The sequence below is a fragment of the Pseudomonas azotoformans genome, assembly GCF_900103345.1.
In the GTDB taxonomy this organism is placed as follows: Bacteria; Pseudomonadota; Gammaproteobacteria; order Pseudomonadales; family Pseudomonadaceae; genus Aquipseudomonas; species Aquipseudomonas azotoformans.
Genome location: NZ_LT629702.1, coordinates 1 through 15,002 on the forward strand (window position 1 = coordinate 1; position 15,002 = coordinate 15,002).

The following is a 15,002-nucleotide window of genomic DNA, read 5'->3' on the forward strand; positions in this document are numbered from 1 at the left end:
TGCACGAAGCAGCGTTGGCAGTGAATGGCGGCGCCATCCACATCGCCAACCGCAAGAAGCGCTAAGCGAGATAATAAGAAACCACGGCGGAGTTGCCCGTCGTGAGCCTTGCGCGCAAGACTCACCGCGGAATATCCGCTGGACGCAGCCTTGCGCAGCTTTACGGGCCTTGAGCCCCGCAAGTTGCGCAAGCAGCAGTCACAGGTGGCGCGGCACTCATAATGAGCGCAGCGCCGAATGCGCAGTACCTAACGAAGACGGTAAAAAGCATGAATCTTCACGAGTATCAGGGTAAGCAGCTGTTCGCTGAATACGGCCTGCCAGTTTCCAAGGGCTACGCAGTAGACACCCGGAAGCAGCAGCAGAAGCTTGCGACAAAATCGGCGGCAGCGAGTGGGTTGTCAAAGCCCAGGTCCACGCCGGTGGTCGCGGTAAAGCGGGCGGCGTTAAGCTGGTTCGCAGCAAAGAAGACGCCAAGGCCTTCGCACAGCAGTGGCTGGGCAAGCGTCTGGTGACTTACCAGACTGATGCCAATGGCCAGCCAGTCACCAAGATCCTGGTTGAATCGTGCACTGATATCGCTAAAGAGCTGTACCTGGGCGCTGTCGTTGACCGTTCGAGCCGTCGCATCGTGTTCATGGCTTCCACCGAAGGTGGCGTGGACATCGAGAAGATCGCTCACGAAACCCCAGAAAAAATTCTGAAAGCCACTATCGATCCACTGGTTGGCGCTCAGCCGTTCCAGGGTCGTGAGCTGGCTTTCCAGCTGGGCCTGGAAGGCAAGCAAGTTGCCCAGTTCGCCAAGATCTTCGTCGGTCTGGCCAAACTGTTCCAGGATCACGATCTGGCCCTGCTGGAAGTGAACCCGCTGGTGATCAAGGCTGACGGCGATCTGCACTGCCTGGACGCCAAGATCAACATCGACGCCAACGCCATGTACCGTCAGCCTAAGCTGAAGACTTTCCACGATCCGTCGCAAGACGATCCGCGGGAAGCGCACGCTGCCAAGTTCGAACTGAACTACGTAGCCCTGGAAGGCAACATCGGCTGCATGGTCAACGGTGCCGGCCTGGCCATGGGTACCATGGACATCGTCAACCTGCATGGCGGCAAACCAGCCAACTTCCTCGACGTGGGCGGTGGTGCTACCAAAGAACGCGTGACCGAAGCGTTCAAGATCATCCTGTCCGACTCCAACGTCGCTGCAGTACTGGTCAACATCTTCGGCGGCATCGTTCGTTGCGACATGATTGCCGAAGGCATCATCGGTGCAGTGAAAGAAGTCGGCGTTAAAATCCCGGTTGTTGTTCGCCTTGAAGGTAACAACGCTGAACTGGGCGCTAAAGTACTGGCAGAAAGCGGTTTGAACATCATCGCGGCTACCAGCCTGACCGACGCTGCTCAACAAGTTGTCAAAGCTGCGGAGGGCAAATAATGAGCGTCCTGATCAATAAAGACACCAAAGTTATCTGCCAGGGTATTACCGGTTCGCAAGGTAGTTTCCCACACCCAGCAAGCCATCGAATACGGCACCAAGATGGTTGGCGGCGTAACGCCAGGCAAAGGCGGCACCGAGCACCTGGGCCTGCCAGTGTTCAACACCGTGAAAGACGCTGTAGCTGCCACTGGCGCCACCGCCAGCGTGATCTACGTTCCAGCTCCTTTCTGCAAGGACTCCATCCTGGAAGCGGCATTCGGCGGCATCAAGCTGATCGTCTGCATCACCGAAGGCATTCCTACCCTGGACATGCTGGACGCTAAAGTTAAGTGCGACGAACTGGGTGTTACCCTGATCGGCCCTAACTGCCCAGGCGTGATCACTCCAGGCGAATGCAAGATCGGCATCATGCCAGGTCACATTCACTTGCCAGGCAAAGTCGGTATCGTTTCCCGTTCCGGCACCCTGACCTACGAAGCTGTGAAGCAGACCACTGACGCCGGTTTCGGTCAGTCGACTTGCGTCGGCATCGGCGGTGACCCGATCCCAGGCTCCAACTTCATCGACATCCTGAAGCTGTTCCAGGAAGACCCGAAGACCGAAGCGATCGTGATGATCGGTGAGATCGGCGGTTCGGCTGAAGAAGAAGCGGCTGCCTACATCAAGGCCCACGTAACCAAGCCGGTTGTTTCCTACATCGCTGGTGTGACTGCCCCTGCGGGCAAGCGCATGGGCCATGCTGGCGCAATCATCTCTGGCGGCAAAGGCACTGCAGACGAGAAATTCGCTGCGCTGCAAGACGCAGGCGTTAAAACCGTGCGTTCGCTGGCAGACATCGGCAAGGCCCTGGCCGAGCTGACCGGTTGGGCTGTCAAGTAAGCTCCATGCTTAGTTGACGCCGTACCAACACAAAGGCCACCTTCGGGTGGCCTTTGTGCGTTCTGCAGGTTGCTGAAGATCAAAATGTGGGAGCGGGCTTGCTCGCGAATGCGGTGTATCAGTTGATGCATTCAGTGCTGACCCACCGCATTCGCGAGCAAGCCCGCTCCCACATTCGATTGCATTTCAATATTTAGATATGAAAACGCGACATTTGAATGTCGCTTATCGGACAGTACGCCCCGCAACAGTGCGTTCGTCAGCCAATTTCTGTAACCTAGCCGCCTCTTTATGCGTGTGCATCCCAAAAGGAAGCCTCGCGCTAGACCGGTCGGCCGCCATAAGGGCCGGCAGCATTTCCCTCATCCATAGGGAATCCCTCTCTAAATTCCGATTCAGTAGTGTGGTATTTCCTCAAATGAAAGTGTTGAAAAGCCAGGACATCCTGGCGCTGGGCTTTATGACTTTTGCCCTGTTCGTGGGTGCCGGCAACATCATCTTCCCGCCTATCGTTGGTTTGCAGTCCGGGCCTCATGTCTGGATGGCAGCGTTGGGCTTCCTGATCACCGCCGTGGGTTTGCCGGTGGTCACCGTGATCGCCCTGGCCAAGGTCGGTGGTGGCATGGACGCGTTGAGCAGCCCGATCGGCAAGATCGCCGGTGGCCTGCTGGCGGCGGCGGCGTATCTGGCGGTAGGGCCGCTGTTCGCTACCCCGCGTACCGCGACCGTGTCCTTCGAAGTGGGCCTGGCGCCGCTGACCGGCGAAAGCCCGCTGGCGCTGTTCCTCTACAGCTCGGTGTACTTCCTGGTGGTGTTCTTTGTCTCCCTGTACCCAGGTCGGCTGCTGGACACGGTGGGGCGTTTCCTCGCACCGTTGAAGATCATCGCCCTGGCCATCCTCGGTATTGCCGCGTTTGCCTTGCCGGCCGGTGACGTGGGCGTCGCTACCCCGGAATACGTAGCCGCACCGTTTTCCCAAGGCTTTATCCAGGGTTACCTGACCATGGATACCCTGGGCGCGCTGGTGTTCGGTATCGTGATCGTCAACGCGATTCGCTCCCGTGGCGTCGAATCGCCCAAGCTGATCACCCGTTACGCAATCATCGCTGGATTGATCGCGGGCGTCGGCCTGGCCCTGGTGTACTTCAGCCTGTTCCGCCTGGGTTCGGGCAGCCATGCCGTGGCTGCCGGTGCCACTAACGGTGCTGCGGTGCTGCACGCCTATGTGCAACACACCTTTGGCTCCCTGGGCAGCGGCTTCCTGGCTGTGCTGATTTCCCTGGCGTGCCTGGTGACCGCGGTGGGCCTGACCTGTGCCTGCGCCGAGTACTTCAGCAAAATCCTGCCGCTGTCCTACAAGACCCTGGTGGTGATCCTGGCGCTGTTCTCGTTGTTCGTGTCGAACCTGGGCCTGACCAAGCTGATTGCCTTCTCGATCCCGGTGCTGACCGCGATCTACCCGCCGTGCATCGTGCTGGTGGCGCTGAGTTTCTGCAAAGACTTCTGGCAGGAGCAGGGGCGTATCGTTGGCCCGGTGATGCTGGTGTCGTTCATCTTTGGCTGCATCGATGCGCTCAAGGGCGCTGGCTTGGCGGGCTGGATGCCTTCGCCACTGGCGAACCTGCCATTGAGCGAGCAGGGTCTGGCGTGGCTGGTGCCGTCAGTGATGACGCTGGTCGTGGCGTTCGGGGTTGATCGGATGCTCGGCAAGCGCAGCGAAGCTATCGCATAAACCCCTGTTTCCCGCTGTACTGAAATGCCCCGTATCAATCGATATGGGGCTTTTTTTATGGGTGAACGGCAGTGTCTTTTTCTGTGCACTAACGTCGAACTGACGCAAAAGCGTTTCAGCCCTCTTTCTGCAAAGGACCCGCATGTCGTTCATCGAAACCAATCAGATCCACCTGCTTGCCGCCCTGTGGTTCGCCCTTTGCTGGGGCGGCTATACCCGATACGCCATTTGGAAGGCCCGTGACACGGCCTGCCTCGCCAGCGTGCTGCACCTGTACCGCGAAGACTGGATGCGCCGCATGCTGCTGCGCGACAACCGCATCGCCGACGCCAGTGTGATCGGCAACCTTGAGCGCAACGCTTCGTTCTTCGCCTCCAGCACGCTGATCATCCTCGCCGGCATTCTCACAGTGTTGGGTGCTTCAGAGCGGGCGGTGTCGTTGCTGGCGGACATACCGATGGTGCAACAGGCGTCCCAAGGCATGTCGGAGATCAAGCTGCTGTGCCTGGCACTGGTGTTCGTCTATGCGTTTTTCACGTTCAGTTGGTGCATGCGCCAGTACAACTTCGCGGCGGTGCTGGTCGGCTCGGCGCCGATGATCGGCGAGCGGGACGTGTCGGAGCAGGAGCGCAAGGCATTTGCTCTACGTGCGGCGCGAGTCATCTCCATGGCCGCCAACCAGTTCAACTTAGGCCTGCGTTCTTATTATTTCGGCATGACCATGCTGGCGTGGTTTGTCAGCCCCTGGCTATTCATGTTGATGAGTGCTGGGGTGGTGTTGGTGCTGTATCGGCGGGAGTTTCATTCCGACGTGCTGCAAGTGATGGTGTTTACCCAGACGGATACGCCGCTGTCGGAACCGGTTAAAGACGCGGTTTGATCAAACCCTCAGGTAAAAAAACACCAGACAAAGTAAAGCCCGCTATCTAAGCGGGCTTTCTTTTTGCGGCGAAGCTACTTCAAACCGCGGTCTCAAGAACCGGTAGCAGGTGCTGCTTCTTTTGCGGCGGCCTGGTTCGATTCAGCCTGAGCTTTGGCAGCTTCGGCGTTTTCTTTCGCCGCGTCGTTCACTTTATCCTGAGCCTTGGCCATATCTTTCTGAGCTTGCTCAGAATGGGCTGCAGCGTCTTGGGCTTTGTCTTCGGATTTCTTGTCGCAGGCAGCCAGGCCGAGGGCAGCGGCCAGCATCATGGAAATAGCTAAAGTCTTGCGCATGGGTGTTTCTCCTTATTGAAGATATCTACTGGCCTTTCGAGCATGGCGGTTCGGCATTAGTTCCTTTTATTCGGTAGATATATAAATCGCTGACTAACAGGAACTTTTGCCCTGTCGACCATTCTGCGGATCAACACTAATAAGAGTCTGGAACGAATGACCGAAAATCCCCTGTTAGAGCGTGCGACACGCTTTGTTTCGGCCTTGCGCCACTGTCAGGTGCTGGGCATTACCGCTCATCAGGCCAGCGAGGAGGGCATCACGCTGATCATGCCGTATGCGCCCCATCTGGTCGGCGATCCCCAATCGGGGGTGATTCACGGTGGCGCGCTGACCTCCCTGATGGACACCGCCTGCGGCATGGCCACCCTGTGCGTATTGCCGGAATTTGAGGTGTGCCCGACCCTCGACCTGCGCGTCGACTACATGCATCCCGCTACCCCACACAAACCGGTGTACGGCTTCGCCCAATGCTACCGGGTGACCACCGACGTGATCTTCACCCGTGGCTTCGCCTACCAGGATGACCCGCAGCAACCCATCGCCCATGTCGTCGGTACATTCATGCGCATGGGCAAACGCCTCAAGGGCACACAAGGACTGGGCAGCACGATCAAGGGAGAGCAGGCATGACGCACCGATTCAAGACCCGCCTGGAGCAGGCCCACGGGCGCGGCGATTACGCAGCGCTGCTCAACCTGATCCCCTACGCCAAGCTGATCGGCATCGAATGCACCCGGCTGGGGGATGAGCTGCTGTTTCGCCTGCCGGCCAACAAGGACAATATTGGTAACCCGATATTGCCGGCGCTGCACGGCGGGGTGATCGCAGGCTTCATGGAGCTGTCGGCGGCGCTGCACCTGCTGGTGTTCACGGGTTCGCCGGGCATCCCGAAAATCATCGACTTTTCCCTGGATTACCTGCGCACCGGTCAATTTCGCGACACCTACGCCAAATGCCAAGTATGGCGCCAGGGCCGGCGGGTGGCGAACGTAGCGATCACCGCCTGGCAGAGCACGGCGGCAGAGCCCATCGCCACGGCCCGCGCGCATTTTAAGATCGAGGAACCAGGCCACCCTTGAAATCCTGGTCTTAGCCCCCAACTTTGATGACAACCCGCCGCTAACCCTCTAGGGCGCGGCCACTGCCATCCAATTGGAGTTTGATGACCATGAGTGTGGAAACTCAAAAGGAAACCCTGGGCTTCCAGACCGAGGTGAAGCAACTGCTGCACCTCATGATCCATTCGCTGTATTCCAACAAGGAAATCTTCCTTCGCGAATTGATCTCGAACGCCTCTGACGCTGTCGACAAATTACGTTTCGAAGCCCTGTCCAAGCCTGAGTTGCTGGAAGGTGGCGCCGAACTGAAGATCCGCGTGAGCTTCGACAAGGACGCCAAGACCGTCACGATCGAAGACAACGGTATCGGTATGAGCCGTGACGATGCGATCGCCCACCTGGGCACCATCGCCAAGTCCGGCACCGCCGATTTCATGAAAAACCTCTCGGGCGACCAGAAGAAAGATTCGCACCTGATCGGTCAATTCGGCGTGGGCTTCTATTCGGCCTTTATCGTTGCCGACCAGGTTGAAGTGTTCAGCCGCCGTGCCGGCCTCGATGCCAGCGAAGGCGTGCACTGGTCCTCCAAAGGCGAGGGCGAATTCGAGATCGCCACCGTCGACAAGGCTGACCGTGGTACCCGTATCGTCCTGCACCTGAAGTCCGGTGAAGACGAATTCGCCGATGGCTGGCGCCTGCGCAACATCGTCAAGAAATACTCCGACCACATCGCTCTGCCGATCGAACTGCCGAAAGAGCAAGCGGCAGCCGAAGGCGAAGACGCGCCTGCCCAGGAATGGGAAGTGGTCAACCGCGCCAGCGCGCTGTGGACCCGTCCGCGTACCGAGATCAAGGACGAGGAATACCAGGAGTTCTACAAGCACATCGGTCACGACTACGAAAACCCGCTGAGCTGGAGCCACAACAAGGTCGAAGGCAAGCTGGAGTACAGCTCGCTGCTCTACGTACCGGCCCGTGCTCCGTTTGACCTGTACCAGCGTGAAGCGCCGAAAGGCCTGAAGCTCTACGTACAGCGCGTGTTCGTGATGGACCAGGCGGAATCGTTCCTGCCGCTGTACCTGCGCTTCATCAAGGGTGTGGTCGACTCCAACGATCTGTCGCTGAACGTGTCGCGGGAAATCCTGCAGAAAGACCCGATCATCGATTCCATGAAGTCGGCGCTGACCAAGCGCGTGCTCGACATGCTGGAAAAGCTGGCGAAGAACGAGCCCGAGCAATACAAGGGCTTCTGGAAAAACTTCGGCCAGGTCATGAAAGAAGGCCCGGCGGAAGATTTCGCCAACAAGGAAAAAATCGCCGGCCTGCTGCGTTTTGCCTCGACGCACGAAGAGGGCGGCGAGCAGGTGGTCTCTTTGGCCGAGTACCTGGCCCGCGCCAAGGAGGGTCAGGACAAGATCTACTACCTCACCGGCGAAACCTACGCGCAGGTCAAGAACAGCCCGCACCTGGAAGTCTTCCGCAAGAAAGGCATCGAAGTGCTGCTGCTGACCGACCGTATCGATGAGTGGCTGATGAGCTACCTCAACGAGTTCGACGGCAAATCCTTCGTCGACGTGGCCCGTGGTGACCTGGACCTGGGTAACCTGGACTCCGAAGAAGAGAAGAAAGAAGCCGAGGAAGTCGCCAAGTCCAAAGAAGGCCTGGTCGAGCGGATCAAGGCGTCCCTGGGCGATGCAGTCAGCGAAGTGCGCGTGTCGCACCGCCTGACCGACTCCCCGGCGATCCTGGCCATCGGCGAGCAGGACCTGGGCATGCAGATGCGCCAGATCCTCGAAGCCAGCGGGCAGAAGGTTCCGGATTCCAAGCCGATCTTCGAATTCAACCCGGCTCACCCGCTGATCGAGAAACTCGACGGTGAGCAGAGCGAAGAGCGTTTTGGCGACCTGTCGCACATCCTCTTCGACCAGGCAGCCCTGGCCGCCGGCGACAGCCTGAAGGACCCGGCCGCTTATGTGCGCCGCCTGAACAAGCTGTTGGTTGAACTGTCGGTTTGACCCTGCTGTAGAAAAACCCGCTTCGGCGGGTTTTTTCGTTCTAACGCTTCACTGTAGGAGCGAGCTTGCTCGCGAAGAACGTCAACGATAACGCGCCGATCCTGGATACATGCGGTGCCCTTGAGTTTTTCGCGAGCAAGCTCGCTCCTACAGGGGGCAGGTTGCGACGAATTGATAGTGCACCTCAACTGGAGTAAATGATGAGCCAAGTCACTGTACGTTCCGTGGTCTATCAGATTGATGGCCAGTCCTACGAAAGCCGCCTGGCGTTCGATGCCAGCCACAAGGGCCCGTTGCCGGGGTTGTTGATGGCGCCGAACTGGATGGGCGTGAGTGCGGGTGCCGAAGAGATCGCCAAAAGCGTGGCCGGCAAAGGCTACGTGGTGCTGATCGCCGACTTGTACGGGCAGACCGTGCGTCCGTCGAATGGTGATGAAGCCGGCGCTGCGATGATGCCGTTGAAGAATGACAACCCGAAGCTGCTCAAACTCATGCAAGCGGCGTTTGAGCAACTGCAGGGCCAGGCCGAGGTGGATACCTCGAAGCTTGCGACCTTCGGCTTCTGTTTTGGCGGCTTCTGCTCGCTGGAACTGGCGCGGACCGGTGCACCGTTGAAGGCAGCCGTCTCGTTCCACGGCACCATCGACACCCAGAACCCGGACGGCGCCAAGCACATCAAGGGTTCAGTATTGGTCCTGCACGGTGCTTCCGACCCATTGGTGCCGAAGGCGCAACTGCCGGCATTCGAAGATGAAATGAACGCGGCCGGCGTGGATTGGCAATTGCTGAGCTATGGCGGCGCGGTGCATTCCTTCACCGACCCCCATGCGAATGTGCCGGGCAAGATGATGTACGACGCCAAGACCGCCACGCGCGCGTTCCAGTCGATGCACAACTTGCTGGATGAAGTGTTCAAGGGCTGATTCTTCAGCGCCTGTCCGGGCCTAATCGGGGGCAAGCCCCCTCCCACACTTGGATGCAATCACTGATCAAATGTGGGAGGGGGCTTGCCCCCGATGGCTATCTCACTGGCAACTCAATCCTTTCAGACTCCCCCGGCACCGTCGGCCAATCCCCGGCCGCCCAGCGCTGCCTGGCCTGCTCGATCACCGCCGGGTCACTCGCGACAAAATTCCAGTTGATCCGCCGTGGCCCATCCAGCGGCGCGCCGCCAAATACCACCAAGTGGCAATCACTGTCCGAAAACAACGTCATCTCCTGCCCGGCCGGCAATACCACCAGGCTGTGCACTTCAAGCGCCTCGCCGTCCAACTGGGCGTCACCCGCCAGCACATACACCGCGCGTTCCTCATGCTCATCCGGAATCAGCAGGGTTGTGGCCGTTTGCATCTGCACCTCGGCATACAAGGTGGGCGACAGCACCGGCACCGGTGACTTGAGGCAGAACCCGTTGCCCGCGATCAGGCGTATCTGCACGCCCAGGTTGTCACTCACCGGCAGACTCGCCGCCGGGTGATGGCTGTAATGCCCCGGCCCCGTCTCGTGGTCTTTGGGTGATGCCAACCATACTTGCAGCCCATGCAGGCTGAAACCACTGGCCTTGAGCGCCTCGGGTGTGCGTTCGACGTGGGCAATCGCGCTGCCGGCGGTCATCCAGCTCACATCACCCGCCTGCACAACCTGGTCCGAGCCCAGGCTGTCCTTGTGCTGCAGCGCGCCCTCAAACAGGTACGTGAGGGTCGACAGCCCGATATGCGGGTGTTGACGGATATTCATGCCGTGACCCGGCGCGTAGCGGGTCAGCAGCATATGGTCGAAAAATACAAAAGGCCCGACGCTGCGGCATTCCCGCGACGGCAGCGGGCGCAGGATCGGTTGGCCTTCGACGTCTTCGGGGCGAGGGCGGATCACGGTGAGGGTGGTCATGGTGCGTCCCAGTCTGAGCGGGTTGGATGCTGCTGAGCATAACCCGCTCCACGGGAGGTTGCCGCTATTGGCTGAAGGCGCCTTCCGACAGTTTGGTGTCGATGCTGATCTCGGCGGTGGTCATCAGCTTGTGCACCGGGCAGCGATCCGCCACGCGGTGCAGCTCATCGCGCTGTTCGTCGGTGAGCACGCCCTTGAGGGTGAGCTTGACGTTGAGTGTGTATTTGCCCTTTTGCTCTTCGGCGGCGTCATGGGTGACCTCCACGGTCACGCCGGTGAGGGGGATACCTTTTTTCTGGGCGTAGAGCTTGAGGGTCAGGGCTTTGCACGAGGCCAGGGCGGCGTCGAAGTAGTCATGGGGGGAGGGCGCTGAATCGTCGCCGCCGAGGCTCTTGGGCAGGTCGGTGAACAACTCATGGTTGTTGATGTTGAGGCTGTGGCGAAAGTTGTCCTGGTTCAGGGTGTTTACGGTAACAGGCATGGCAAACCTCACAGGGTGGCAGGATGAAGGTCATGCAGTTATAGAGCATGCTGGCACTTCGATGTTCCGCGTTTTTTGCCGGATGAACCCTGGCAAGGCGTTCAAGGTCTACCCGTATCAGCCCCTATCGAGGTGTTAACGTGCCCTGGACTCGCCTGACCCTTGCCCTGTTGTTCGCCGCCGGCAGCCTTGCCGCGCAGGCCCGCGACTATGCCTACAGCGATGCGCACCTGCATTACGTGGATTTCTTCCAGGAAACGGCGGGCATGGACAAGCTGCTCAAGGCCATGGCCGACAACCGCATCGAGCATGTAATGATTTCCGGCATTCCGGTCGCGAAGAAATGGCACGAGGATGAACCCAAGCGCCCGCGCTATTACGCCGGTGATGACGCCGATGCCTATTGGTACAGCGCGACCGATGTGATCGTGGCCGCAGCGGTCAACAAACTGACCCCTGAGCAACGCGAGCATTTTCATCCGTTCCTGTCCGGCTTCAACCCCAACGACAAGAACTCGGACGCCCATATCCAACGTATGCTCGATCTCAACCCAGGGCTGTGGCAGGGCATCGGCGAGGTCTTTACCCGTCATGACGACCTCACGGCCATCACCGCCGGCGACACACCACGGGCCAATAACGAAGCCATGACCCGCATTTATCACCTGGCGGCAGAAAATGACCTGCCGGTGATGCTGCACTCCAATATCACCTCCAAACGCGAGCGCAACCCGCTGTACCTGGCTGAAGTCGAAGAGCCACTGCGCAACCATCCGCACACCCGCTTTATCTGGGCCCATGCTGGCACCAGCAAGGAAATCCACCGTCACCAGGTGCAGATGGACTTTTTGCTGCCCACCTTGAGCCGCATGCTGGAGGCGTATCCCAACCTGTACATCGACCTGTCCTGGAGCATGCTTACGCCGTATTTGCTGGATGACAGAGGCCATCCTCGTCCGGAGTGGGTAACGCTGGTGGAGCGTTTCCCGGAGCGGTTCATGCTGGGCTCTGACGTCGTCGGGCGCTTCAACAAGCTGGGTAAGGAAATGCGTCGCTTCGAGCCTTTCCTCGATGCACTGCCTGAGGACGTTGCGCACAAAGTGGCACGCGACAATTTCTTGGCCATCTTGCCTAAAGCCCATCGCGATGGGGTGTCACGCTGATATCGCGTTTTGATCTTACGCAAACCCGAGAATGCGCCGATACCTTTCAAGAGCCAGCTGCAAATGGATGCAGCGCAATTGGAAGGAGCCAGAGGCATGAGTATCAGAAGTCTGAATATCGCCCCGCGTGCAGGGCTGGGGTTTGGCGTGTTGGCGCTGATGGTGTTTGCCTTGGGCGGCTTTGCCCTGTTGCAGATGGCCAATATGCGCCAGCAGTCGGACCAGGTGGAGAACAACTGGCTGCCCAGCGTGATGGCGGTGGGGGAAATGAGTCAGGATTTGCTGCGTATTCGGGCGCTGACCTTGCGCCTGCTGGTCAATCGTGACCCCCAGGCGCTGGCACAGAACGAACAGAAGCTGGGCGACCTCAAGAGTGGTCTGCATCGCGCGCAGAGCCTCTACGAGGCGTTGATCGTGCTGCCCGAGGAGCGCACGCTGTTTGACCGCTTCAAGGCCCAGGAGCAGCAATACCTTCAGCGCCAAGAGCAAGTCATGGGCTTCTCCAAGGTCAATCAATTGGAAGGCGCCATCAAAGTCGTCAACGGTGAGATGAATCAAATCGCCGATGAGATGGCCGCCACCCTGCACGACCTTGTCAGCCTCAACAAAACCAACGCCAACCAGGCCGCCAGCCTGGCGCAGCGTGTGTTCAGCCAGTCGCGTACCTGGGTGATCGGCATGATCGTGTTCACGGCGCTGATCACCATCGGCCTGGCGGTGTGGCTGACGCGCAGCATCGTATTGCCGCTGGCGCAGTCGTTGAAAGTGGCCCAGGGCGTAGCCAGTGGCGATCTGACCGGCGAGATCAGCGTGAGTGGCAACGATGAGCCGGCGCGCTTGCAGCAGGCGCTCAAGGGTATGCAGGAGAACTTGCGCGATACCATCCGGCGTATCGCCGAATCTTCCAACCAACTGGCGTCCGCTTCGGAGGAGCTCAGCTGTGTGACCGAAGACGCCACCCGTGGTCTGCACCAGCAGAATCAGGAAATCGAGCAGGCCGCCACGGCGGTCAACCAAATGACGGCGGCGGTGGAAGAGGTAGCGAGCAATGCGGTGGCCACGTCCCAGGCGTCCCGCGAGTCCGACCGCATTGCCCAGCATGGTCGCCAGCAGGTGCACCAGACCGTGGTGTCGATTGAAGCGCTGGCCACCGATGTGACCGACAACGTGACGCAGGTCGAGGACCTGGCGCAGAAGGTCTATGGCATCAGCAAAGTGCTGGACGTGATCCGCGCGATTGCCGAGCAGACCAACCTGCTGGCGCTGAACGCGGCGATCGAGGCGGCACGCGCCGGGGATGCCGGGCGCGGTTTTGCGGTGGTGGCCGATGAAGTGCGCGCCCTGGCCCATCGCACCCAGCAGTCGACCCAGGAAATCGAGCAGATGATCAGTGGGATTCAGCAAGGCACCGACCAGGCGGTCAGTTCGATGCAGCAAAGCAACACCCGCGCACGCTCGACCCTGGATATCGCCAAGTCGGCGGGTACGGCGCTGGAGGAAATTGCCTCGGCGTTCACGCTGATCAACGAGCGCAACCTGGTGATTGCCAGCGCATCGGAGCAACAGGCGGCGGTGGCGCGGGAGGTGGATCGCAACTTGATGAACATTCGCGATCTGGCGCACCAGACGTCCACGGGGGCGAACCAGACCAGTGCGGCGAGCCAGGAGCTGTCGCGGTTGGCGGTGGACCTGAACACCATGGTGGCGCGGTTTTCGGTGTAGGGCCGGGCGCCGAGGCGGCGCTATCGGGGGCAAGCCCCCTCCCACATTTTGAATGCATTCACCAATCAAAGGTGGGAGGGGGCTTGCCCCCGATGAGGCCCTCCCAGCCACTAAAAAATCCAGCCCATGAAAAAGCCCCGAACCAGTCGGGGCTTTTTCATGCGGTCAAGCTACAGGTCTTACTTACCCTGCCAGCGTTTCAGCACCAGGGTGGCGTTGGTGCCACCGAAGCCGAAGCTGTTGCTCATCACGGTGTCGATTTTTGCATTTTCAACGGTCTTGGTCAGGATCGGCATATCAGCCACAACCGGATCAATCTCGTCGATGTTGGCGGAGCCGGCCATGAAGTTGCCTTCCATCATCAGCAGGCAGTAGATCGCTTCGTGAACGCCGGCGGCGCCCAGGGAGTGACCGGACAGGCTCTTGGTAGAGCTGATGGCCGGGGCCTTGTCGCCGAATACCGCACGCACGCCTTCCATTTCCTTGGCATCGCCGACCGGAGTCGAGGTGCCGTGGGTATTCAGGTAGTCGATTGGGGTGTCCACGGTGGACATGGCCATCTGCATGCAACGGATGGCGCCTTCACCGCTTGGGGCAACCATGTCGTAGCCGTCGGAGGTCGCGCCGTAGCCGACGATTTCCGCGTAGATCTTGGCGCCACGGGCCAGAGCGTGCTCCAGCTCCTCGACCACCACCATGCCGCCACCGCCGGCAATGACGAAACCGTCACGCTTGGCGTCGTAGGCGCGGGAGGCCTTTTCCGGGGTTTCGTTGTACTGGGTGGACAGTGCACCCATGGCGTCGAACAGGAACGACTGGCTCCAATGCTCTTCTTCACCGCCGCCGGCGAACACGATGTCCTGCTTGCCCAGCTGGATCTGCTCCACGGCAGTACCGATGCAGTGAGCACTGGTGGCGCATGCGGAGGAGATCGAGTAGTTCACGCCCTTGATCTGGAACGGCGTGGCCAGGCAGGCCGAAACGGTGCTGCCCATGGTCCGTGTGACACGGTACGGGCCAACACGCTTCACGCCTTTTTCGCGCAGGATGTCCAGCGCTTCCATCTGGTTGAGGGTCGATGCGCCGCCGGAGCCGGCGATCAGGCCGGTGCGCACGTTCGATACCTGGTCTTCGCTCAGGCCGGAGTCGGCGATCGCGTCTTTCATCGCCAGGTAGGCGTAGGCGGCAGCGTGGCCGACGAAGCGATAGATCTTGCGATCGATCAGTTCTTCGAGGGGCAGGTCGATGGAGCCGGAAACCTGGCTACGCAGACCCATTTCGGCATATTCCGGGTTGAAGCGGATGCCAGGGCGACTTGCACGCAGGTTAGCGGTGACGGTCTCTTTGTCATTGCCCAGGCAAGAAACAATGCCCAGACCAGTGATAACGACGCGGCGCATGCGGATAAC

At 59.7% G+C, this 15,002-nt stretch carries 12 protein-coding genes and 3 pseudogenes; 11 read left to right on the forward strand and 4 right to left on the reverse strand.

Annotated features, from left to right (window positions below; genetic code table 11):
• Positions 1-269 precede the first annotated feature (269 nt).
• From sucC to BLR69_RS00020, 4 genes and pseudogenes are all read left to right on the forward strand, one after another.
• Positions 270-1,435, forward strand: a pseudogene (gene sucC, locus BLR69_RS00005) (ADP-forming succinate--CoA ligase subunit beta).
• A pseudogene (gene sucD / locus BLR69_RS00010) lies at positions 1,435-2,317 on the forward strand (succinate--CoA ligase subunit alpha). Before sucC ends, sucD begins: the two co-directional pseudogenes overlap by 1 nt.
• A gap of 418 nt (positions 2,318-2,735) precedes the next feature.
• The gene (brnQ, locus tag BLR69_RS00015; RefSeq protein ID WP_071496226.1) at positions 2,736-4,049 is read left to right on the forward strand and encodes a branched-chain amino acid transport system II carrier protein; all 1,314 of its coding nucleotides are present in this window, start codon (positions 2,736-2,738) and stop codon (positions 4,047-4,049) included.
• A gap of 142 nt (positions 4,050-4,191) precedes the next feature.
• Entirely contained in the window at positions 4,192-4,929 is a 738-nt protein-coding gene (locus BLR69_RS00020) for a DUF599 domain-containing protein (protein ID WP_071496225.1), read from the forward strand.
• Between the two features lie 92 nt (positions 4,930-5,021).
• On the opposite strand, the gene BLR69_RS00025 is transcribed toward BLR69_RS00020, so the two are convergent.
• Entirely contained in the window at positions 5,022-5,264 is a 243-nt protein-coding gene (locus tag BLR69_RS00025; protein ID WP_058427885.1) for a hypothetical protein, read from the reverse strand.
• A 156-nt stretch (positions 5,265-5,420) separates the two neighbouring features.
• Between BLR69_RS00025 and BLR69_RS00030 the strand changes: the two genes are divergently transcribed.
• The 4 genes from BLR69_RS00030 (at position 5,421) to BLR69_RS00045 (ending at position 9,263) form a co-directional block, all read left to right on the forward strand.
• A complete protein-coding gene (locus tag BLR69_RS00030; protein ID WP_071496224.1) occupies positions 5,421-5,897 on the forward strand; it encodes a PaaI family thioesterase in 477 nt (158 codons plus the stop codon).
• Positions 5,894-6,346: a PaaI family thioesterase gene (locus BLR69_RS00035; RefSeq protein ID WP_071496223.1), complete on the forward strand. Its 453-nt coding sequence runs from the start codon at positions 5,894-5,896 to the stop codon at positions 6,344-6,346. Before BLR69_RS00030 ends, BLR69_RS00035 begins: the two co-directional genes overlap by 4 nt.
• A gap of 89 nt (positions 6,347-6,435) precedes the next feature.
• On the forward strand, positions 6,436-8,340 hold the full coding sequence (gene htpG, locus BLR69_RS00040; protein ID WP_071496324.1) for a molecular chaperone HtpG: 1,905 nt from the start codon (positions 6,436-6,438) through the stop codon (positions 8,338-8,340).
• A 200-nt stretch (positions 8,341-8,540) separates the two neighbouring features.
• The gene (locus tag BLR69_RS00045) at positions 8,541-9,263 is read left to right on the forward strand and encodes a dienelactone hydrolase family protein (protein ID WP_071496222.1); all 723 of its coding nucleotides are present in this window, start codon (positions 8,541-8,543) and stop codon (positions 9,261-9,263) included.
• A gap of 97 nt (positions 9,264-9,360) precedes the next feature.
• On the opposite strand, the gene BLR69_RS00050 is transcribed toward BLR69_RS00045, so the two are convergent.
• On the reverse strand, positions 9,361-10,227 hold the full coding sequence (locus tag BLR69_RS00050) for a pirin family protein (protein ID WP_071496221.1): 867 nt from the start codon (positions 10,225-10,227) through the stop codon (positions 9,361-9,363).
• A 64-nt stretch (positions 10,228-10,291) separates the two neighbouring features.
• A complete protein-coding gene (locus BLR69_RS00055; RefSeq protein ID WP_058427880.1) occupies positions 10,292-10,708 on the reverse strand; it encodes an OsmC family protein in 417 nt (138 codons plus the stop codon).
• 140 nt (positions 10,709-10,848) lie between these two features.
• Between BLR69_RS00055 and BLR69_RS00060 the strand changes: the two genes are divergently transcribed.
• From BLR69_RS00060 to BLR69_RS31400, 3 genes and pseudogenes are all read left to right on the forward strand, one after another.
• Positions 10,849-11,871, forward strand: coding sequence for an amidohydrolase family protein (locus BLR69_RS00060; protein ID WP_071496220.1), 1,023 nt, complete (start codon positions 10,849-10,851; stop codon positions 11,869-11,871).
• Positions 11,872-11,967: 96 nt separating this feature from the next.
• Positions 11,968-12,738 (forward strand): annotated as a pseudogene (locus BLR69_RS31395) (MCP four helix bundle domain-containing protein); the annotation flags it as partial.
• Positions 12,730-13,593, forward strand: coding sequence for a methyl-accepting chemotaxis protein (locus BLR69_RS31400; protein ID WP_371858632.1), 864 nt, complete (start codon positions 12,730-12,732; stop codon positions 13,591-13,593). The pseudogene BLR69_RS31395 and the gene BLR69_RS31400, both read left to right, overlap by 9 nt.
• 179 nt (positions 13,594-13,772) lie before the next feature.
• Here the strand turns inward: BLR69_RS31400 and fabB are convergent, their stop codons facing one another.
• The gene (fabB, locus tag BLR69_RS00070; RefSeq protein ID WP_017134470.1) at positions 13,773-14,993 is read right to left on the reverse strand and encodes a beta-ketoacyl-ACP synthase I; all 1,221 of its coding nucleotides are present in this window, start codon (positions 14,991-14,993) and stop codon (positions 13,773-13,775) included.
• Positions 14,994-15,002: the final 9 nt, after the last annotated feature.

What these genes read in the sequence shown, in the direction of transcription:
- brnQ (WP_071496226.1), top strand. Translation starts at nt 2,736, where the DNA reads ATGAAAGTGTTGAAAAGCCAGGACATCCTGGCGCTGGGCTTTATGACT.
- BLR69_RS00020 (WP_071496225.1), top strand. Translation starts at nt 4,192, where the DNA reads ATGTCGTTCATCGAAACCAATCAGATCCACCTGCTTGCCGCCCTGTGG.
- BLR69_RS00025 (WP_058427885.1), bottom strand. Translation starts at nt 5,264, where the DNA reads ATGCGCAAGACTTTAGCTATTTCCATGATGCTGGCCGCTGCCCTCGGC.
- BLR69_RS00030 (WP_071496224.1), top strand. Translation starts at nt 5,421, where the DNA reads ATGACCGAAAATCCCCTGTTAGAGCGTGCGACACGCTTTGTTTCGGCC.
- BLR69_RS00035 (WP_071496223.1), top strand. Translation starts at nt 5,894, where the DNA reads ATGACGCACCGATTCAAGACCCGCCTGGAGCAGGCCCACGGGCGCGGC.
- htpG (WP_071496324.1), top strand. Translation starts at nt 6,436, where the DNA reads ATGAGTGTGGAAACTCAAAAGGAAACCCTGGGCTTCCAGACCGAGGTG.
- BLR69_RS00045 (WP_071496222.1), top strand. Translation starts at nt 8,541, where the DNA reads ATGAGCCAAGTCACTGTACGTTCCGTGGTCTATCAGATTGATGGCCAG.
- BLR69_RS00050 (WP_071496221.1), bottom strand. Translation starts at nt 10,227, where the DNA reads ATGACCACCCTCACCGTGATCCGCCCTCGCCCCGAAGACGTCGAAGGC.
- BLR69_RS00055 (WP_058427880.1), bottom strand. Translation starts at nt 10,708, where the DNA reads ATGCCTGTTACCGTAAACACCCTGAACCAGGACAACTTTCGCCACAGC.
- BLR69_RS31400 (WP_371858632.1), top strand. Translation starts at nt 12,730, where the DNA reads ATGCAGGAGAACTTGCGCGATACCATCCGGCGTATCGCCGAATCTTCC.
- fabB (WP_017134470.1), bottom strand. Translation starts at nt 14,993, where the DNA reads ATGCGCCGCGTCGTTATCACTGGTCTGGGCATTGTTTCTTGCCTGGGC.